A 15,890-nucleotide genomic window follows, 5' to 3' on the forward strand; every position below is an offset into this window, starting at 1 on the left:
GGGCCCATGGCCATTCTCCTCGCGCATTAGACGGCGGGAACGTCCTCAGCCGTCCACCCCGCCAACCACCCTGCCCTGGAGTCTGTCCGTGATCTCCGCCTCCGGTATCGAGCTGCGCGCCGGCGCCCGCATCCTCATCGAGTCCGCCACCTTCCGCATCACCAAGGGCGACCGTATCGGCCTGGTCGGCCGCAACGGCGCGGGCAAGACGACCCTGACGAAGGTCCTGGCCGGCGAGGGCATCCCGGCCTCCGGCACCGTCGCCCGCTCCGGCGAGGTCGGCTATCTGCCCCAGGACCCCCGCACCGGTGACCTCGACGTCCTCGCCACCGACCGCATCCTCTCCGCGCGCGGCCTGGACACCCTGATCCGCAAGATGCGGGAGAACGAACAGCGCATCGCCAACGGCTCGGGCGCCACCCGTGAGAAGGCCATGCGGCAGTACGAGCGCCAGGAGACCGAGTTCCTCACCAAGGGCGGGTACTCCGCCGAGGCCGAGGCCGCCACCATCGCCGCCGCGCTCAACCTGCCCGACCGCGTGCTCGGCCAGCCCCTGCACACGCTCTCCGGCGGTCAGCGCCGCCGTGTCGAGCTGGCCCGCATCCTGTTCTCGGACGCCGACACGCTCCTGCTCGACGAGCCGACCAACCATCTCGACGCCGACTCGATCGTCTGGCTGCGCGACTACCTGAAGACCTACCGCGGCGGCTTCATCGTGATCTCCCACGACGTCGACCTCGTCGAGACGGTCGTCAACAAGGTCTTCTACCTCGACGCCAACCGCGCCCAGATCGATGTCTACAACATGGGCTGGAAGCTCTACCAGCAGCAGCGCGAGGCCGACGAGAAGCGCCGCAAGCGCGAGCGGCAGAACGCCGAGAAGAAGGCCGCCGCGCTGAACTCGCAGGCGGACAAGATGCGGGCCAAGGCCACCAAGACGGTGGCCGCGCAGAACATGGCCAAGCGCGCCGACAAGCTGCTGGCCGGCCTCGAGGCGGTCCGCGTCTCCGACAAGGTCGCCAAGCTGCGCTTCCCGGAGCCCGCGCCCTGCGGCAAGACCCCGCTGATGGCCGAGGGCCTGTCGAAGTCCTACGGCTCGCTGGAGATCTTCACCGATGTCGACCTGGCCATCGACAAGGGCTCGCGCGTGGTCATCCTGGGCCTCAACGGCGCCGGGAAGACGACCCTGCTGAAGCTGCTCGGCGGCGCCGAGCAGCCCGACACCGGTGAGATCATCGAGGGCCACGGCCTCAAGCTCGGGTACTACGCGCAGGAGCACGAGACCCTCGACCCCGAGCGCACGGTCCTGGAGAACATGCGCTCCGCCGCCCCCGACCTGGACCTGGTCGAGGTCCGCAAGACGCTCGGCTCGTTCCTGTTCTCCGGCGACGACGTCGACAAGCCGGCCGGCGTTCTCTCCGGCGGCGAGAAGACCCGGCTCGCGCTCGCGACCCTCGTGGTCTCCTCGGCGAACGTCCTCCTCCTCGACGAGCCGACGAACAACCTGGACCCGGCCAGCCGCGAGGAGATCCTCGGCGCGCTGCGCACCTACAAGGGCGCCGTCGTCCTCGTCACCCACGACGAGGGCGCCGTCGAGGCGCTCCAGCCCGAGCGGATCATTCTGCTGCCGGACGGCGTCGAGGACCTGTGGGGCTCCGACTACGCGGACCTCGTCGCCCTCGCCTGAGCCCTCGTACGGCCTCCGGGACCGCCCCGGGGCTGCCGTCAGCACGACGTGATCGAATGACTGATCCACTGCGTATGGATCATTCGGCCGATCCGTGATCCATCATCTGTGTGAGATCTCCTCGTACCGAGGTGTGTCCTACATCCATTTCGCGGCCGAGTCCTTTGTTCCCAAGGGCTCGGCCGTCTTGCGTCGCTGACCTGGCACTTCACGGAAGAACCCGTTCGGTCGTACGGACAGAGCAGTGCGGACCCTGTGATTCCACTTGTGAGCACGGGCTCCTGTCGTCAAAACCGTGTCTCACGGACCTTGCCGAATGGGTGGCCATGAAGCCCTTGAGGGGTGATCATGAGAAGTCCAGAGCGCACTTCCCATGAGGAGGCACGGGTGGCCGAGACTCTGAAGAAGGGCAGCCGGGTAACCGGCGCCGCGCGCGACAAGCTCGCGGCAGACCTGAAGAAGAAGTACGACTCCGGTGCGAGCATTCGAGCGCTGGCCGAAGAAACCGGCCGTTCGTATGGCTTCGTGCACCGGATGCTCAGCGAGTCGGGCGTCACGCTGCGAGGGCGTGGCGGAGCGACGCGGGGCAAGAAGGCCGCCTCGGCCTGAGGCCGGGCGTCCCCATCGGCTTCGGTGGTGACCACCCGGTCGGTCGGGTGATCGACCGGGTGGTTACTGTGCAGTCACTTAGGTGTGTTCCTCGTGCCCTTCACGAGGTACGCGTCTGATCCGACCGCACCCATCGGAGGCAGCTCATGGCTTCGCCCGACAAGGATCTTGACCCCGTACTCGACAAGGACGGCGTACGGCTCACCGTCGACGACGCGATCGCCACGGTGACGCTGACCAATCCGGCCAAGCGCAACGCCCAAAGTCCTGCTCTGTGGCGGGCGTTGACGGAGGCCGGGCGGTCGCTGCCGGGCACTGTCCGTGTGGTCGTGCTGCGTGCCGAGGGCCAGTCGTTCTCGGCCGGGCTCGACCGGCAGGCGTTCACGCCCGAGGGGTTCGACGGCGAGCCGTCGTTCATCGACCTCGCGCGCGGGGCCGACGCCGAGCTCGACGCGACCATCGCCGAGTACCAGGAGGCGTTCACCTGGTGGCGGCGCAGCGACGTCGTGTCCATCGCCGCCGTGCAGGGGCACGCCATCGGTGCGGGTTTCCAGCTGGCGCTCGCCTGTGACCTGCGCGTCGTCGCGGACGACGTGCAGTTCGCCATGCGCGAGACCAGCCTCGGGCTCGTTCCCGACCTGACGGGAACGCATCCGCTGGTGAGCCTGGTCGGATACGCCCGTGCGCTGGAGATCTGCGCCACGGGCCGTTTCGTGTCGGCCGAGGAGGCCGAGCGCATGGGGCTCGCCAATCTCGCGGTGCCTGCCGACCAGCTCGAGGATGCCGTGCGGGACCTCGCCGGTGCGGTGCTGGCCGCGCCTCGGGACGCGGTCGTCGAGACCAAGGCGTTGCTGCGGGGGGCGCAGGAGCGGACGTACGAGGAGCAGCGGGTCGCCGAGCGCGCGGCTCAGGCCCGGCGGCTGCGGGATCTCGCCGGTCTGGGGGAGTGAGGTCGTCCTCCCTACGCGACGGACGTCACCAGTGCCGTCACTGACGGAGTGTCGGGGAGGGCGTCCGCGACCGCCGTTCTGACGGCTCTTGCGACGTCCACCGTCCGCTCCGTCGCCGCGACCGCCAGTTCGACGCGGACGTGGCGGCGGGCGAGGGCGGGATCCTTGCCGGGGACGTTCTCGATGTGTACCGGACGGCCCAGGACGTCCGTCAGGTGGAGTACCCCCGGCACGGACAGGGCGGCGGTGGCCGCCCGGGTCTCGTCGGGCGCCGTCGGTACGGCGGCCGGAGACGGGGCGGCGTGACGTACGGGGGTCGGCGGCGCGGAGACGTCCCCCAGCTCCGTCACCTTCAGGTCGATCTCCGTGACCGTCAGGCCGAGGGGTTCGGCCGCCTCGGCCAGGGTCACGCGCAGACGGGCCGCGGTCGCGGGCAGCGGCTCGACGCCGGGGGCCGTCGGATCCGCCCCGGCCATGAACTCCGCGACGATGCGCAGGGGGCCGGGCGGCAGCGCGCTGGGCGGCGGCGGTACCACGGGTTCGTGGACCAGGTCCGGGTCCGCGAGGGCGATCCGGAGCGTGCCGAGGCGGACACCGGGCACGCCGGCCGCCGCGCGCCGCAGGTACGCGTCGGCCGCCTCCTCGGCGATCCAGGCGCCGTCCCGCGGATGCCCGAGCGGCAGCAGGCGCCCGAGCCCGAGCTGCCGCCGTACCGCCTGCGTCCATCGATCCGCGGTCATTGCTCCAGCCTGCCGCATCCCTGGCGCGCGAGCGCGCAACCGCACCTACTGTGGGCAGGGAGGACGACCGAAAGGGACGTACGGCGATGACCGACATGACGGAGCAGAACCGGACGGACAGCCCCGGGAGCGAGAAGGAGGCCCCCCAGAGCCGCAAGCCCGGTGTCACCAAGCGCGGCGGCGGTGATCCCGCGACGCGGGGGCGGACCACGATCGCCGACGGTGTGGTGGAGAAGATCGCCGGGCTCGCCGCCCGGGACGTGCTCGGCGTCCATGCGATGGGCAGTGGGCTGAGCCGGACTTTCGGGGCCGTGCGCGACCGAGTGCCAGGGGGGTCGAAATCCGTCTCGCGCGGCGTCAAGGCCGAGGTCGGGGAGGTCCAGACCGCGCTCGACCTGGAGATCGTCGTCGAGTACGGCGTGTCGATCGCGGACGTCGCCCGCGCCGTGCGCGAGAACGTCATCGCGGCCGTGGAGCGCATGACGGGACTCGAAGTCGTCGAGGTCAACATCGCGGTGAGTGATGTGAAGCTTCCCGAGGAAGAAGACGAGGAGCCGGAGGCGCGGCTCCAGTGACCGGCCCGGCCGCGCAACGGCCCACGACACCGTGGCTGTCGAACCGCTGAGGAGCGCACCATGAGCTTGGCCGTGATCGGCATGATCGCCGGAATGGCGCTGGGCTTCGCCGGGTACTTCGGGGGCTTCGGGGCCTTTCTCCTCGTGGCCGCCCTGGGAGCCGTCGGGTTCGTCGTCGGACGGTTCCTCGAAGGGGACCTGGATCTCGGTGACTTCTTCCGTCCCCGCGACGACCGGCGGCGGTGACGCCCGTGACCGGCCCGCTCGGCGACACCCGACGGCCCCCGACGGCCGTCGAGGCGGCCGAGCGCGGCGCGACCCGGATCGCCGACCGGGTCGTGGCGAAGATCGCCGCGCAGGCCGCCCGCGAGGCCCTGGACCCGCCGCCCCCGGACGCCGTCCCCCCGCACACGACGGTCGTGGTCCACCACGAGACCGCCCGCGTCCGCGTCCACCTCGAACTCGGCTACCCCTCCGACATCGGCGCCCGCTGCAACGCGGTGCGTCGTCATGTCGCCGAGCGGGTAGACGCGTTGACGGGGATGGAAGTGCCGGAGGTGACGGTCCACATCGAGCGGCTGCACCTGGTACCGGCGACCGCCGCGGCACAGGGGAGGACGCGATGAGCGAGCCCCATGGCTCCGAGAACACCACCCGACGCATGCCCGTCCTGGAGAAGACCGACGCGGGCCCACCGGCCGAGGACGAACTCGACCAGTCCGCCTCCGCGGCCGACTACGACCCGCCGCCCGCCGTCGACGACGCGAACGGCGGGCAGGGCCGGTTCTGGTCGGCACGCCGCGTCCCCGCGGGGATCGTCGCGCTGCTGGTCCTCGTGGGTGCGGGCATCCTGCTGTACGACGTCGCGGCCGTACGTGCCCACCGGCCCGCCTCGCACTGGCGCAGGTTCCTCGCCCGGCAACTCGCCGAACGGCCCCTCGACGACACCTGGGTGCTCGTCGGTGCCGGTCTCGCCGCGGTCCTCGGACTCTGGCTGATCGTCCTCGCGGTGACGCCGGGGCTGCGCGACGTCCTGCCGATGCGGCGCACCCATCCCGACGTACGGGCCGGGCTGCACCGGGGCGCCGCCGCGACGGCGCTGCGCGACCGGGCCATGGAGGTCTCCGGGGTGCGCTCTGTCCGGGTACGGATGGGGCGCAGGAAGGTCGACGTGCGGGCGGTCTCGCACTTCCGCGCACTCGACGACGTACGGGCCGACCTGGACGCCACGCTCGCCGACGGCATCCGGGGACTCGGGCTCGTCCGGTCGCCCGCCCTGTCGGTGCATGTCGCGCGTTTCAGCCGGAAGGGGTGACGGCGGTGCTCAGGATCGTCAACCGTGTCCTGCTGGGAATCGTCGGGTTCGCGCTGCTGGTTGTCGGCGGCTCCGTGCTCGCCGTCGGACTGGGCGTGCGGCCGCCCTCCTGGTGGATCCACGACGGGCGGCACGACGTGCTGCTGAGCGCCGCCGAGCGGACCCGGTGGCGGGACCAGGGCTGGTGGTGGCCGACCGTCATCGCCGTGCTCGCCGTCGTCGTCCTGCTCAGCCTGTGGTGGCTGTCGGCCGTACTGCGGCGGCGCCGGCTCGCGGAGGTGCTCGTCGACACCGGTGACGGTGAAGGGGCGCTGCTGCGCGGGCGGGCCCTGGAAGGCGTACTGGCCGCCGAGGCGGGACGGCTGGACGGTGTCGAACGGGCCGAGGTCCAGCTGACCGGGCGGCGCGGCGCTCCCGGGACCCGGGTCCAGCTCCTGCTGGAACCGCACGTCGATCCCGGGCAGGCGCTGCACCTGCTGACGGCGGAGGCCCTGGCGCACGCCCGGGACTCCGCGGGCCTCGCCGCGCTCCCCGCGGAGGTGCGCCTGCGCGGGGTCAAGCACCGGGCCGAGAGGGTGAGTTAGTCCCCCAGGTGGCGCCCGAGCGGACTCAGAACCCGCTCCGCACGCCGCCGTCCACCGGCATCATGAGGCCCGTCAGATACGACGCGGCGGGCGAGAGCAGGAACGCCGCCGTGCGGCCGAACTCCTCCGGGGTGCCGTAGCGGCGCAGCGGAATCCGCGACTCGTTGGCCGCGCGGGTGGCCTCCGGGTCGGCGGAGAGGCCGTCGAGCTCGCGCACGCGGTCCGTGTCGATGCGGGCCGGGAGCAGGCCCACGACACGGATGCCGCGCGGGCCCAGCTCGTCGGCGAGGGACTTGGCGAAGCCGGCGAGACCGGGGCGCAGACCGTTGGAGATGGTCAGGCCCGGGATAGGCTCGTAGACCGAGCCGGAGAGCACGAAGCCGATGACGCCGCCCTCGCCGAGCTCCGCGGCGGCCGCGCGGGCCAGCCGGACCGCGCCCAGGAAGACGGACTCGAAGGCGGCCGTCCACTGCTCGTCCGTGTTGTCCGCGACGAACCCGGGCGGCGGGCCGCCGACGCTGATCAGGATGCCGTCGAAACCGCCGAAGTGCTCGCGGGCCGCCGCGATCAGCCGGCCCGCGGCCCCCGGATCGGAGTTGTCGGCGGCCACCCCGACCGCGTTCGGGCCGAGCGCGGACGCCGCGTCGGCGGCGGTCTTCTCGTCGCGCCCCGTGACGATCACCTTCGCGCCGTCCGCGGTGAGCTCGCGCGCGGTGGCGTTGCCCAGGCCACGGGTGGCTCCCGTGACGACGTACACACGGTCCTTCAGTCCAAGATCCATGGCCCCCATCCTCCCCTATCAGGTCGCCCCGGTTCCTCCCGGATGCGCTTCACCGAACAGGTGGAAGGCGGTCCCCACCAGGCCGAGGTGGCTGAACGCCTGCGGGAAGTTGCCGAGCTGGCGGCGCGCGACGGGGTCGTACTCCTCGGACAGCAGCCCCACGTCGTTGGCCAGGCCGATCAGCCGTTCGAACAGCTCGCGGGCCTCCTTCGTACGGCCCGTCATGTGCAGCGCGTCCGCGAGCCAGAACGAGCAGACGAGGAAAGTGCCCTCGCCGCCGGGCAGCCCGTCGACGTCGACGCCCTCGTCGCTGTAGCGGCGCAGCAGGAAGCCGTCGCGTGCGAGCTCGGCGCGCACCGCGTCGATGGTGCCGACGACCCGGGGATCGTCGGGCGGCAGGAAACCGACGCGGGGGATGAGCAGCAGTGACGCGTCCAGTTCGCGTGACCCGTAGGACTGCGTGAAGGTGTTGCGTTCTCTGTCGAAGCCGTGCTCGCACACCTCCTTGTGCACCTCGTCGCGCATCGTGCGCCAGCCCTCCAGGTCGCCGACGAGCTCCGGTTCGCTCTCCAGCGCCCGGACGGCGCGGTCGGCCGCCACCCACGCCATCACCTTCGAGTACACGAAGTGCCGGCGTGGGCCGCGCACCTCCCAGATTCCCTCGTCCGGCTGCCGCCAGGCGGTTCGCAGGAACTCCATCAGGGCGCACTGCAGGCGCCACATGTGCGGTTTGGACGGCAGGCCCGAGCGCCGGGCCAGCGTGAGCGAGTCGATGACCTCGCCGTACACGTCCAGTTGGAGCTGCTTCACGGCCTCGTTGCCGATCCGGACCGGGTACGAGCCCCCGAAGCCGGGCAGCCACGGCAGCTCGAACTCCGGCAGCCGGCGCTCACCGGAGAGGCCGTACATGATCTGCAGGTCCGCGGGGTCGCCCGCGACCGCGCGCAGCAGCCAGTCGCGCCAGGCCTCGGCCTCCTCGTGGTACCCGGCCGACAGGAGCGCGCCCAGGGTGAGGGTCGAGTCGCGCAGCCAGCAGTAGCGGTAGTCCCAGTTGCGGACGCCGCCGAGTTCTTCCGGGAGCGAGGTGGTGGGGGCGGCCACGATGCCGCCGGTCGGGGCGAAGGTGAGGGCCTTCAGGGTGATCAGGGAGCGCACGACGGCGTCGCGGTGCGGACCGTCGTAACGGCAGCGCGCCGCCCACGCCTGCCAGTCCTCGACGCTGGAGCGCAGTGCCTCGTACGGGTCGACGAGCGGCGGGCGCGACCGGTGCGAGGGATGCCAGGTCAGGACGAAGGCGACCTTCTCACCCGCCTCCACGGTGAACTCCGAGTGGGTACGGAAGTCCTTGCCCCAGGTGCGTACCTCGGGTTCGCTGCGCAGCCACACCGAGTCCGGGCCCGCGACCGCCACTCGCTGGCCGTCCGCCTTGCGCACCCACGGCACGACGGAGCCGTAGTCGAAGCGCAGTTGCAGTGTGCTGTGCATCGTCACCCGGCCGCTGAGCCCTTCGACGACGCGGATGAGATCGGGGGCGTGCTCGCGCTGTGGCATGAAGTCGCTCACGCGGACCGCGCCCTCGTCCGTCTCCCATTCGGAGTCGAGCACGAGCGTGTCCTGCCGGTACGCCCGCCGGGTGCAGGGGCCCGCCCCGGCGGGTGAGATCCGCCAGCGACCGTGGTTCTCGTCGCCGAGGATCGCGGCGAAGCAGGCGGCCGAGTCGAACCGTGGCAGGCAGAGCCAGTCGACGGATCCGTCCCGGCCCACCAGCGCGGCGGTCTGTTCGTCCCCGATGAGCGCGTAGTCCTCGATACGTGGGTGCACGTGGGGCGAGTTCCCGGCGAAGGCCGGGGCCAATCGGGCCGGGGGCCGACCGGGTGACACCGGTCGAGGAGGTACGGGCGCGGCGGGCCAGGGGTCAGGCGGCCACGGTGGCCGCTTCCGGCACGGCCGCGGAGGCAGCGGCCTCGGCCCGGTCGCGGCGCTCCCGGCGGACCAGGATCAGCCAGCCCACGGGCACACCAGCGGAGAACAGCCACCACTGGATCGCGTACGCCATGTGGGGACCGATGTCGTTGTGCTCGGGGTCGGGGATCAGTTCGGGGGAGTCACCCTTGGGCGTGGGCGCGGTCTGCTCGATGTACCCGCCGAGGACCTGCTTGCCGAGGCTCCTGGCCTGCTGCTCGCTGTTGATCAGCATGACCTGGCGGTCGGGCAGGCCCTGGATGTTCTTGATGCCGCTGTCGCCGGTCGTCTCGTCGGGCATCAGCCGCCCGGTGACGGTGATCTCGCCCTTGGCGGGCGCCGGGATCTTCGGGAACGCGGTCTGTGAGCCGTTCGAGTCGATCCAGCCCCGGTTGACGATCAGCACCCGGCCGTCGTCCAGGTCGAAGGGGGTCAGGACGTGGTAGCCGACCTCGCCGTCGGCGTTGGTGCGGCGCCGCACGACGACCTCGTGCGCGGTGTCGAAGGTGCCCTTCGCGGTCACCCGGCGGTACAGGTCCGCGTGCTTGACGTGCTGCCCCGGCGCGGTGACCGACTCGGCGGGCACCGGCGTGGCCGTCAGCGACTGCGAGATGACCTTGTTCAGCGCGACCTTGTGCTCATGACGGTGCAGCTGCCAGAAGCCCAGCTTGATCATCGTGGGGATGAGCAGGAGGGCCACGAGGGTGAGAATCACCCACTGCCGGGACAACAGGAAGCGGTACACCCCACGACCGTACAACTCGGTCGTGGGGCGTATTCAGGGGGGTGCGCGTCGACACGGCGGGAACGTGTGCTCCCGGACCGTTGCGCCCGGCTCTCAGACCTTGTCGATGATGCCCACCTTGCCCTCCGCGCGGGCGCAGTGCGCGCCGCAGAACCAGTGGCCCTCGACCTCGACACCCTGGCCGATGATCTGCACGCGACAGTGCTCGCAGATGGGGGCCATCCGGTGGATCGCGCAGGAGAAACAGTCGAAGACGTGCACCGCGCCCTGCGCGTGCACCTCGAAGGTCATGCCGTAGTCATTGCCGCACACTTCGCATCTCGCCATGCGCCACAGGGTGAGGTGCCGACGCGGCGCGGGCGAGCGGGCGCCGGGCGAGTCGCCCGGCAATCACCCGTACGTCCGTCAGCGACCCCGGCCCCTCTTCAGCCCCGGGGTCACTTCTCCGAGGCCGGCGCCACGTCCCGCAGCAGCTGGCCGAACGCCGCCTCGTCGATCACCGGTGTCCCGAACTGTTTGGCCTTGACCACCTTGGACGTACTGGAGTCCGGATCGTTGGTGACGAGCAGGCTGGTCAGCCGGGACAGACTCGTCGCGACATGCAGGCCGGCCTCGACGGCACGGTCCTCCAGCAGCTCGCGGTCGACGGACGTGTCCCCGGAGAACGCGACCCGCATGCCCTGCTTGAGTGGTTTGTCCGCTTCGTAGCGACCGGGGTTGGGATAGGGGCATGCGGGGCGTTTGCGTGAGGGCCGCCAACTCCCGGACGGGTAGCCACCGGACGAGTAGCCACCGGGACCGGACTGCCGTCCGATCCGCGGTGCCGCGGGGCTCTCGGACCACTCCTTGAGCGGCCGGCACTCCAGGAGCGGCAGCCGGATGCCGTCCCGCGCGGCGGCCCGCAGGCTCGGCCGGAACGCCTCGGCCAGCACGCGCGCGTCGTCCAGCGCGTGGTGCGCCCGCTGCTGTACGACACCGAAGTGCGCGGCCAGCGACTCCAGCTTGTGGTTGGGCAGCGGCAGGCCCAGCTCCTTGGAGAGCGCGATGGTGCACAGCCGCTGACGCACCGGCGCCTCACGCTCCGCGCGCGCGTACTCCCGCGCGATCATCGACCAGTCGAAGACCGCGTTGTGCGCCACGAGCACCCGGTCGGCGAGCCGGTCGGAGAACTCCTCGGCGATGTCCTGGAAGAGCGGGGCCCCTTCGAGCACCTCGGTCGTCAGACCGTGGATCCAGACCGGGCCCGGGTCCCGCTCCGGGTTGACCATCGTGTACCAGTGGTCCTCGACCTCGCCGCGCGCGTCCAGCCGGTAGACGGCGGCCGAGATTATCCGGTCGTCGCGGGCAAGGCCGGTGGTCTCCACGTCGACGACCGCGTACCCCTGCGGATACGCGGCCGGCCAGGGGGCTGGTGACGCTGCGGTCGTCAGGTCTTCGAGCATGGTCACTGAGGATACGGGCCCTGACTGACAGTCCGGTCCCCACCTTCCAGGAACCGACGGACGGTCCGGCCCCCGGAGTTGACGCGGCCGGCGGGGGACAGGGGTGCCCTTTGTGGCGCGGGTCACCGGTTGGTCCGGCCCGGCGCACGACCCGGGCGCATGGCTGACGCATGGCTATGGACCTTTCGACGCTGTCCTGCAAGCGTGCTCCGCGCCCCAGCAGGTAGCGCCTACGAAGGGCGGTACGGACATGGCACGAGTGAGGTACGGCGCACGGACCGAGGCGGAGATCGCCGCCGCGCGCACCGCGAGCGCCAAGCTCCCCGACATCTGGTCCACGGGTGTGGTGGCCGTCTGGGAAAGTGATCCGGACGCGGTCGCGGCGGTCCTGCCACCCCCGCTCAAACCCACCGGGCGCCCCCTGGTCCGGGTGAACATCAGCAAGGTGGACCTGCCGGGCTATCCGCTCGGCGCGGGCTCGTTCGCCGTCGCCGCGGCGCACGACGGCGTCGAGGGCTGGTACCCGCTGGTCATGCCGATGACCCACGAGCGGGCGCTCATCGGCGGCCGCGAGGTCTTCGGGGAGCCCAAGAAGCTCGGCGAGGTCACCGTGGAACGCGACGGCCTCGTCGTACGGGCCGCACTCGCCCGGCACGGCATCGCCTTCGTCGAGGTGCGCGGCGCGGTGAGCGGTGACCTGCCGCTGCCCGAGCCCGCCCGGAAGACCGACTTCTACTTCAAGTTCCTTCCCGCGGTGGACGGTTCGGGCTTCGACGTCCACCCCGTGCTCGTGCACTGCGTACGCAACGAGAAGGTGCGCAGGCTGGAGCGCGTCACCGGGGACGTCGTGCTGCGCGAGTCGATGTACGACCCGGTCGCCGACCTCCCCGTACGCGAACTGGTCGAGATCACCCTCGGCGAGAAGACCACCGACCAGACGGGCCGGGTGGTCGAACGCGTCAGCGCCCAGGCCCTGTTGCCGTACATCCATCAGCGCTACGACGATCCGCGGCAGATCCTCGACGGGCCGCCGGAAGGGAGCGCCTGATGGAACTCCGGGCGGGGCAGGTCGCCGTCGTCACCGGCGCGGCGAGCGGTATCGGGCTCGCGATGGCGCGCCGGTTCGCGGCGGACGGTCTGAAGGTGGTCCTCGCGGACGTCGAGGAGGGTGCCCTGGAGAAGGCCGCCGCCACGCTGCGGGAGGACGGGACGCAGGTGCACGCGCGCGTGGTGGACGTCTCGGAGCGCGAACAGCTCGACGCGCTCGCCGCCGAGACGTACGAGAAGTACGGCGCCGTGCATGTCCTGTGCAACAACGCGGGAGTCGGCTCCGGCGCCGAGGGTCGCATGTGGGAGCACGATCCGAACGACTGGAAGTGGGCCTTCGCCGTCAACGTCTGGGGTGTCTTCCACGGCGTCCAGGCCTTCGTGCCGCGGATGATCGCCGGGGGAGAGCCGGGCCACGTCGTCAACACCTCGTCCGGCGACGGCGGGATCGCCCCGCTGCCGACCGCCTCCGTGTACGCCGTCACCAAGGCGGCCGTCGTGACGATGACCGAGTCCCTGTACGCACATCTCAAGGCGGAGCACGCGCGCGTGGGCGCGTCGGTGCTCTTCCCCGGGCCCCACATGCTGCGTACCGGCCTGTGGGAGTCGCACCGCAACCGGCCCGAGCGCTACGCGAAACAGCGCCCCAGGAAGACCCCCTACCGCAGCCTCGACCAGTGGGAGGCCGCGATGAAGGAGGCGGGGCAGGAGGTGCGGTTCACGCCGGTGGAGGAGGTCGCCGACCTGGTGGCGGACGGCATCCGGGAGGACCGGTTCTGGCTGCTGCCCGCGAGCGAGCACAGCGACCGGCAGATCCGGGCCAGGTCACAGTCGATGCTCGACCGGGCCGACCCGTCGTACCTAGAGCACTTCATCCTGGACTGAGGAGGCGGGCGATGACCGAGCGGGACCCCTATCTGATCATCTCCTCCGACTGCCACGCCGGACTCCCGACCGAGGAGTACCGGCCCTACCTGGACTCCCGGTTCCACCGGGACTTCGACGAGTTCCTCGCGGGCCAGGGCCGGCGCCGCGAGGAGATGAACCGGCTCGGCATCCGCAACGAGGCGTTCGCCGACCGCTGGTTCCAGGACAACGAGGAGGGCCTGCGAGGCGGTTGGGACACCGCGCAGCGCCTCAAGGAGCTGGACGGCGACGGTGTGGCGGGGGAGGTGGTCTTCCCGGACGCCGACGCCGTGGACAGCCGCACGGCGGCCCCCTTCGGCGTGGGCCTCGGTCTCTCCGGCGACCACGACCCGCAGCTCGGCATGGCGGGCGCGCAGGCCCACAACCGCTGGCTGGCGGAGTTCGTCGGGGAGAACCCCGAACGGCACTGCGGGGTCGCCCTGTTGCCGATCACGGCGGCCCCCGACGCGGTCGTCGCCGAGGTGTACCGCGCCAAGGAGTCGGGACTCGGAGCCCTGATGATCCCCTCCATGTGGGTCGACAAGGAGCCCTACCACGACCGCCGTTACGACCCCGTGTGGGCGGCCGCCGCCGAGTGCGCGATGCCGGTGGTCACGCACTCCGGCGCGGCCCCGCGCCACGAGTACGGCGACCACCTGGGGATCTTCGTCTCCGAATGCACCTGGTGGCCCGCGCGCCCCCTGTGGTTCCTGCTCTGGTCGGGCGTCTTCGAACGCCACCCGGGGCTGAGGTTCGGGGTCGCGGAGTCGGGCTGCTGGTGGCTGCCCAACCTCCTCTGGTTCATGGACCGCCTCTACCTGGGCGCGCACGGCGGCAAGAAGCTGTCGCCCTTCGAGGAGCTGAAGCGGCCCCCGCACGAGTACCTCGACCGCCAGCTCTTCATCTGCGCGACGAACACCAAGCGCCGCGAACTCGCGCAGCGCTACGAGATCGGCGTCGACAACATCCTCTGGGGCAGCGACTTCCCGCACCCCGAGGGAACCTGGCCCGACACCCGCGCGTGGCTGCGGCGCACCTTCCACGACATCCCGGTCGCGGAGACCCGCCGCATGCTCGGCCTCGCGGCCGCCGAGGTCTTCGGCTTCGACGTCGAGCGGCTGACCCCGCTCGCCCGGCGCATCGGCCCGACCCCGGCCGAACTCGGCCAGAGCGAGGACCAGACGGCCGTGGCGGCGTCCTGGGCACGCTCGCGCGAGGTGGGCCGCCACTGGCTGACCGACCACGACTTCCCGGTCCTGGGGACGACGCCGTGAACGCCCCCACGAACGACCCCGTGACCGACCGCTACACCGTGATCTCGGCGGACTGCCACGCCGGAGCGGACCTCCTGGACTACCGGCCCTACCTGGCGAAGGAACACCACGAGGCGTTCGACGCGTGGGCGGCCACGTACGTCAACCCGTACGAGGACCTGCTCGCCGACACCGCCGACAAGAACTGGAACTCCGCACGGCGCCTGGCGGAGCTGGAGGAGGACGGCATCGTCGCGGAGGTGGTGTTCCCCAACACCATCCCGCCCTTCTTCCCGTCGGCCGCCCTGATGGCGCCGGCCCCCACCGCCGAGGAGTTCGAACGGCGCTGGGCGGGCCTGCGCGCCCACAACCGCTGGCTCGCGGACTTCTGCGCCGCCGCGCCGGGCCGCCGCGCGGGTGTCTTCCAGATCCTCCTGAACGACGTGGAGGAGGCGGTGAAGGAGATCAGGTGGGCCTCCCGGGCGGGCCTCAGGGGCGGCCTGCTGCTCCCCGGCACCCCACCGGGCTCGGGACTGCCCGAGCTGTACTCGTCGACGTACGACCCGATCTGGGCGGTCTGCGAGGAGCTGGGCGTCCCCGTGAACCACCACGCGGGCTCGGCGTCGCCGCCCCTGGGCGAGGAACCGGCGGCCCGCGCGGTCTTCATGGTCGAGACGACCTGGTTCTCCCACCGCGCGCTCTGGCACCTCGTCTTCGGCGGCGCCTTCCGCCGCCACCCCGGCCTGAGACTGGTGCTGACCGAGCAGGGCTCGGGCTGGATCCCCGGGGTGCTCGACATGCTGGACTACTACCACGGGAGGCTGTCGGCGGCGGCGGCGAAGAGGGCGAAGAGGTCGACGGCGGAGTCGAAGTTCGGCGCGGGACTCGCGGAGGCGATGGGCAAGGGCCCCTCGGACGTCTGGCGGGACAACTGCTTCGTCGGCGCGAGCTTCATGCGCCCGCACGAGGTGCCGCTGCGGGCGCGGATCGGCGTCGACAAGATCATGTGGGGCAGCGACTACCCGCACGACGAGGGCACCTACCCCTACTCCCGGGAGGGCCTGCGCTGCGCGTACGCGGGCGTGCCGCGCGAGGAGGTCGCCGCGATGGTCGGCGGGAACGCCGCCCGGGTGTACGGCTTCGACCTCGACGCCCTGGACGCCCTCGCGGCGAAGGCGGGGCCGACCGTGGCGGAACTGGCCCAGCCGCTGACGCGACCCCCGGCCGACGCGACGAGTCCGGTGTTCGCGCGGGGAGCGTCAGTACGGGTCTGGTGACGCGCCAGGTGGCATCC

The 15,890-nt window shown here is 71.6% G+C and carries 18 protein-coding genes; 12 read left to right on the forward strand and 6 right to left on the reverse strand.

All coding sequences use genetic code 11. The features are described 5' to 3' along the window. Positions 1-88: 88 nt before the first annotated feature. From ACZ69M_RS30745 to ACZ69M_RS30755, 3 genes are all read left to right on the forward strand, one after another. Positions 89-1,687 (forward strand): ABC-F family ATP-binding cassette domain-containing protein, encoded by a 1,599-nt coding sequence (locus tag ACZ69M_RS30745; RefSeq protein WP_352051702.1) that lies wholly within the window; start codon positions 89-91, stop codon positions 1,685-1,687. A 387-nt stretch (positions 1,688-2,074) separates the two neighbouring features. Then, positions 2,075-2,296: a helix-turn-helix domain-containing protein gene (locus ACZ69M_RS30750; protein ID WP_006123601.1), complete on the forward strand. Its 222-nt coding sequence runs from the start codon at positions 2,075-2,077 to the stop codon at positions 2,294-2,296. Between the two features lie 146 nt (positions 2,297-2,442). After that, positions 2,443-3,246 carry an enoyl-CoA hydratase/isomerase family protein gene (locus ACZ69M_RS30755; RefSeq protein WP_470054892.1) on the forward strand — a complete coding sequence of 268 codons (804 nt, stop codon included), beginning with the start codon at positions 2,443-2,445 and terminating at the stop codon, positions 3,244-3,246. Between the two features lie 11 nt (positions 3,247-3,257). On the opposite strand, the gene ACZ69M_RS30760 is transcribed toward ACZ69M_RS30755, so the two are convergent. Continuing rightward, positions 3,258-3,986, reverse strand: a complete 729-nt coding sequence (locus ACZ69M_RS30760) for a nucleopolyhedrovirus P10 family protein (protein WP_470054894.1) — start codon at positions 3,984-3,986, stop codon at positions 3,258-3,260. 86 nt (positions 3,987-4,072) lie between these two features. Here ACZ69M_RS30760 and ACZ69M_RS30765 point away from each other — a divergent pair, with 86 nt between their 5' ends. The 5 genes from ACZ69M_RS30765 to amaP are packed head-to-tail and all read left to right on the forward strand — an operon-like array spanning position 4,073 to position 6,460. After that, positions 4,073-4,561, forward strand: coding sequence for an Asp23/Gls24 family envelope stress response protein (locus ACZ69M_RS30765; RefSeq protein WP_470054896.1), 489 nt, complete (start codon positions 4,073-4,075; stop codon positions 4,559-4,561). A 60-nt stretch (positions 4,562-4,621) separates the two neighbouring features. Beyond that, entirely contained in the window at positions 4,622-4,807 is a 186-nt protein-coding gene (locus ACZ69M_RS30770; protein ID WP_054232254.1) for a hypothetical protein, read from the forward strand. Next, positions 4,804-5,187, forward strand: a complete 384-nt coding sequence (locus ACZ69M_RS30775) for an Asp23/Gls24 family envelope stress response protein (RefSeq protein WP_470054899.1) — start codon at positions 4,804-4,806, stop codon at positions 5,185-5,187. Before ACZ69M_RS30770 ends, ACZ69M_RS30775 begins: the two co-directional genes overlap by 4 nt. After that, positions 5,184-5,876 carry a DUF6286 domain-containing protein gene (locus tag ACZ69M_RS30780; protein WP_470054901.1) on the forward strand — a complete coding sequence of 231 codons (693 nt, stop codon included), beginning with the start codon at positions 5,184-5,186 and terminating at the stop codon, positions 5,874-5,876. The genes ACZ69M_RS30775 and ACZ69M_RS30780 overlap by 4 nt, the downstream gene beginning before the upstream one ends. A gap of 5 nt (positions 5,877-5,881) precedes the next feature. Further along, positions 5,882-6,460, forward strand: coding sequence for an alkaline shock response membrane anchor protein AmaP (gene amaP, locus ACZ69M_RS30785; RefSeq protein ID WP_470054903.1), 579 nt, complete (start codon positions 5,882-5,884; stop codon positions 6,458-6,460). A 25-nt stretch (positions 6,461-6,485) separates the two neighbouring features. Here the strand turns inward: amaP and ACZ69M_RS30790 are convergent, their stop codons facing one another. The 5 genes from ACZ69M_RS30790 to ACZ69M_RS30810 form a co-directional block, all read right to left on the reverse strand. Continuing rightward, a complete protein-coding gene (locus tag ACZ69M_RS30790; protein ID WP_470054905.1) occupies positions 6,486-7,241 on the reverse strand; it encodes an SDR family oxidoreductase in 756 nt (251 codons plus the stop codon). A gap of 18 nt (positions 7,242-7,259) precedes the next feature. Then, positions 7,260-9,062 (reverse strand): glycoside hydrolase family 15 protein, encoded by a 1,803-nt coding sequence (locus ACZ69M_RS30795; protein ID WP_470054907.1) that lies wholly within the window; start codon positions 9,060-9,062, stop codon positions 7,260-7,262. A 94-nt stretch (positions 9,063-9,156) separates the two neighbouring features. Beyond that, positions 9,157-9,948 (reverse strand): SURF1 family cytochrome oxidase biogenesis protein, encoded by a 792-nt coding sequence (locus ACZ69M_RS30800; RefSeq protein WP_470054909.1) that lies wholly within the window; start codon positions 9,946-9,948, stop codon positions 9,157-9,159. 93 nt (positions 9,949-10,041) lie between these two features. Continuing rightward, positions 10,042-10,275 carry a hypothetical protein gene (locus tag ACZ69M_RS30805; RefSeq protein WP_054232337.1) on the reverse strand — a complete coding sequence of 78 codons (234 nt, stop codon included), beginning with the start codon at positions 10,273-10,275 and terminating at the stop codon, positions 10,042-10,044. Positions 10,276-10,385: 110 nt separating this feature from the next. After that, entirely contained in the window at positions 10,386-11,390 is a 1,005-nt protein-coding gene (locus ACZ69M_RS30810; protein WP_470054911.1) for a DEDDh family exonuclease, read from the reverse strand. Positions 11,391-11,640: 250 nt separating this feature from the next. On the opposite strand from ACZ69M_RS30810, the gene ACZ69M_RS30815 reads away from it, so the two are divergent. Genes ACZ69M_RS30815 through ACZ69M_RS30830 form a run of 4 tightly spaced genes read left to right on the forward strand, consistent with a single transcriptional unit; the run spans position 11,641 to position 15,873 of the window. Continuing rightward, on the forward strand, positions 11,641-12,438 hold the full coding sequence (locus ACZ69M_RS30815; RefSeq protein ID WP_385375478.1) for an acetoacetate decarboxylase family protein: 798 nt from the start codon (positions 11,641-11,643) through the stop codon (positions 12,436-12,438). Then, on the forward strand, positions 12,438-13,322 hold the full coding sequence (locus ACZ69M_RS30820) for an SDR family NAD(P)-dependent oxidoreductase (protein ID WP_470054913.1): 885 nt from the start codon (positions 12,438-12,440) through the stop codon (positions 13,320-13,322). The genes ACZ69M_RS30815 and ACZ69M_RS30820 overlap by 1 nt, the downstream gene beginning before the upstream one ends. Positions 13,323-13,333: 11 nt before the next feature. After that, positions 13,334-14,617 carry an amidohydrolase family protein gene (locus tag ACZ69M_RS30825; RefSeq protein ID WP_470054915.1) on the forward strand — a complete coding sequence of 428 codons (1,284 nt, stop codon included), beginning with the start codon at positions 13,334-13,336 and terminating at the stop codon, positions 14,615-14,617. Beyond that, positions 14,614-15,873: an amidohydrolase family protein gene (locus ACZ69M_RS30830; RefSeq protein ID WP_470054917.1), complete on the forward strand. Its 1,260-nt coding sequence runs from the start codon at positions 14,614-14,616 to the stop codon at positions 15,871-15,873. The genes ACZ69M_RS30825 and ACZ69M_RS30830 overlap by 4 nt, the downstream gene beginning before the upstream one ends. The last annotated feature ends 17 nt before the right edge of the window (positions 15,874-15,890 follow it).

The sequence above is a fragment of the Streptomyces sp. NPDC107454 genome (assembly GCF_055582885.1).

Coding starts and splice junctions, on each gene's coding strand:
- ACZ69M_RS30820 (WP_470054913.1), top strand. CDS start 12,438: ATGGAACTCCGGGCGGGGCAGGTCGCCGTCGTCACCGGCGCGGCGAGC.
- ACZ69M_RS30755 (WP_470054892.1), top strand. CDS start 2,443: ATGGCTTCGCCCGACAAGGATCTTGACCCCGTACTCGACAAGGACGGC.
- ACZ69M_RS30780 (WP_470054901.1), top strand. CDS start 5,184: ATGAGCGAGCCCCATGGCTCCGAGAACACCACCCGACGCATGCCCGTC.
- ACZ69M_RS30770 (WP_054232254.1), top strand. CDS start 4,622: ATGAGCTTGGCCGTGATCGGCATGATCGCCGGAATGGCGCTGGGCTTC.
- ACZ69M_RS30765 (WP_470054896.1), top strand. CDS start 4,073: ATGACCGACATGACGGAGCAGAACCGGACGGACAGCCCCGGGAGCGAG.
- ACZ69M_RS30815 (WP_385375478.1), top strand. CDS start 11,641: ATGGCACGAGTGAGGTACGGCGCACGGACCGAGGCGGAGATCGCCGCC.
- ACZ69M_RS30760 (WP_470054894.1), bottom strand. CDS start 3,986: ATGACCGCGGATCGATGGACGCAGGCGGTACGGCGGCAGCTCGGGCTC.
- ACZ69M_RS30825 (WP_470054915.1), top strand. CDS start 13,334: ATGACCGAGCGGGACCCCTATCTGATCATCTCCTCCGACTGCCACGCC.
- ACZ69M_RS30790 (WP_470054905.1), bottom strand. CDS start 7,241: ATGGATCTTGGACTGAAGGACCGTGTGTACGTCGTCACGGGAGCCACC.
- ACZ69M_RS30810 (WP_470054911.1), bottom strand. CDS start 11,390: ATGCTCGAAGACCTGACGACCGCAGCGTCACCAGCCCCCTGGCCGGCC.
- ACZ69M_RS30805 (WP_054232337.1), bottom strand. CDS start 10,275: ATGGCGAGATGCGAAGTGTGCGGCAATGACTACGGCATGACCTTCGAG.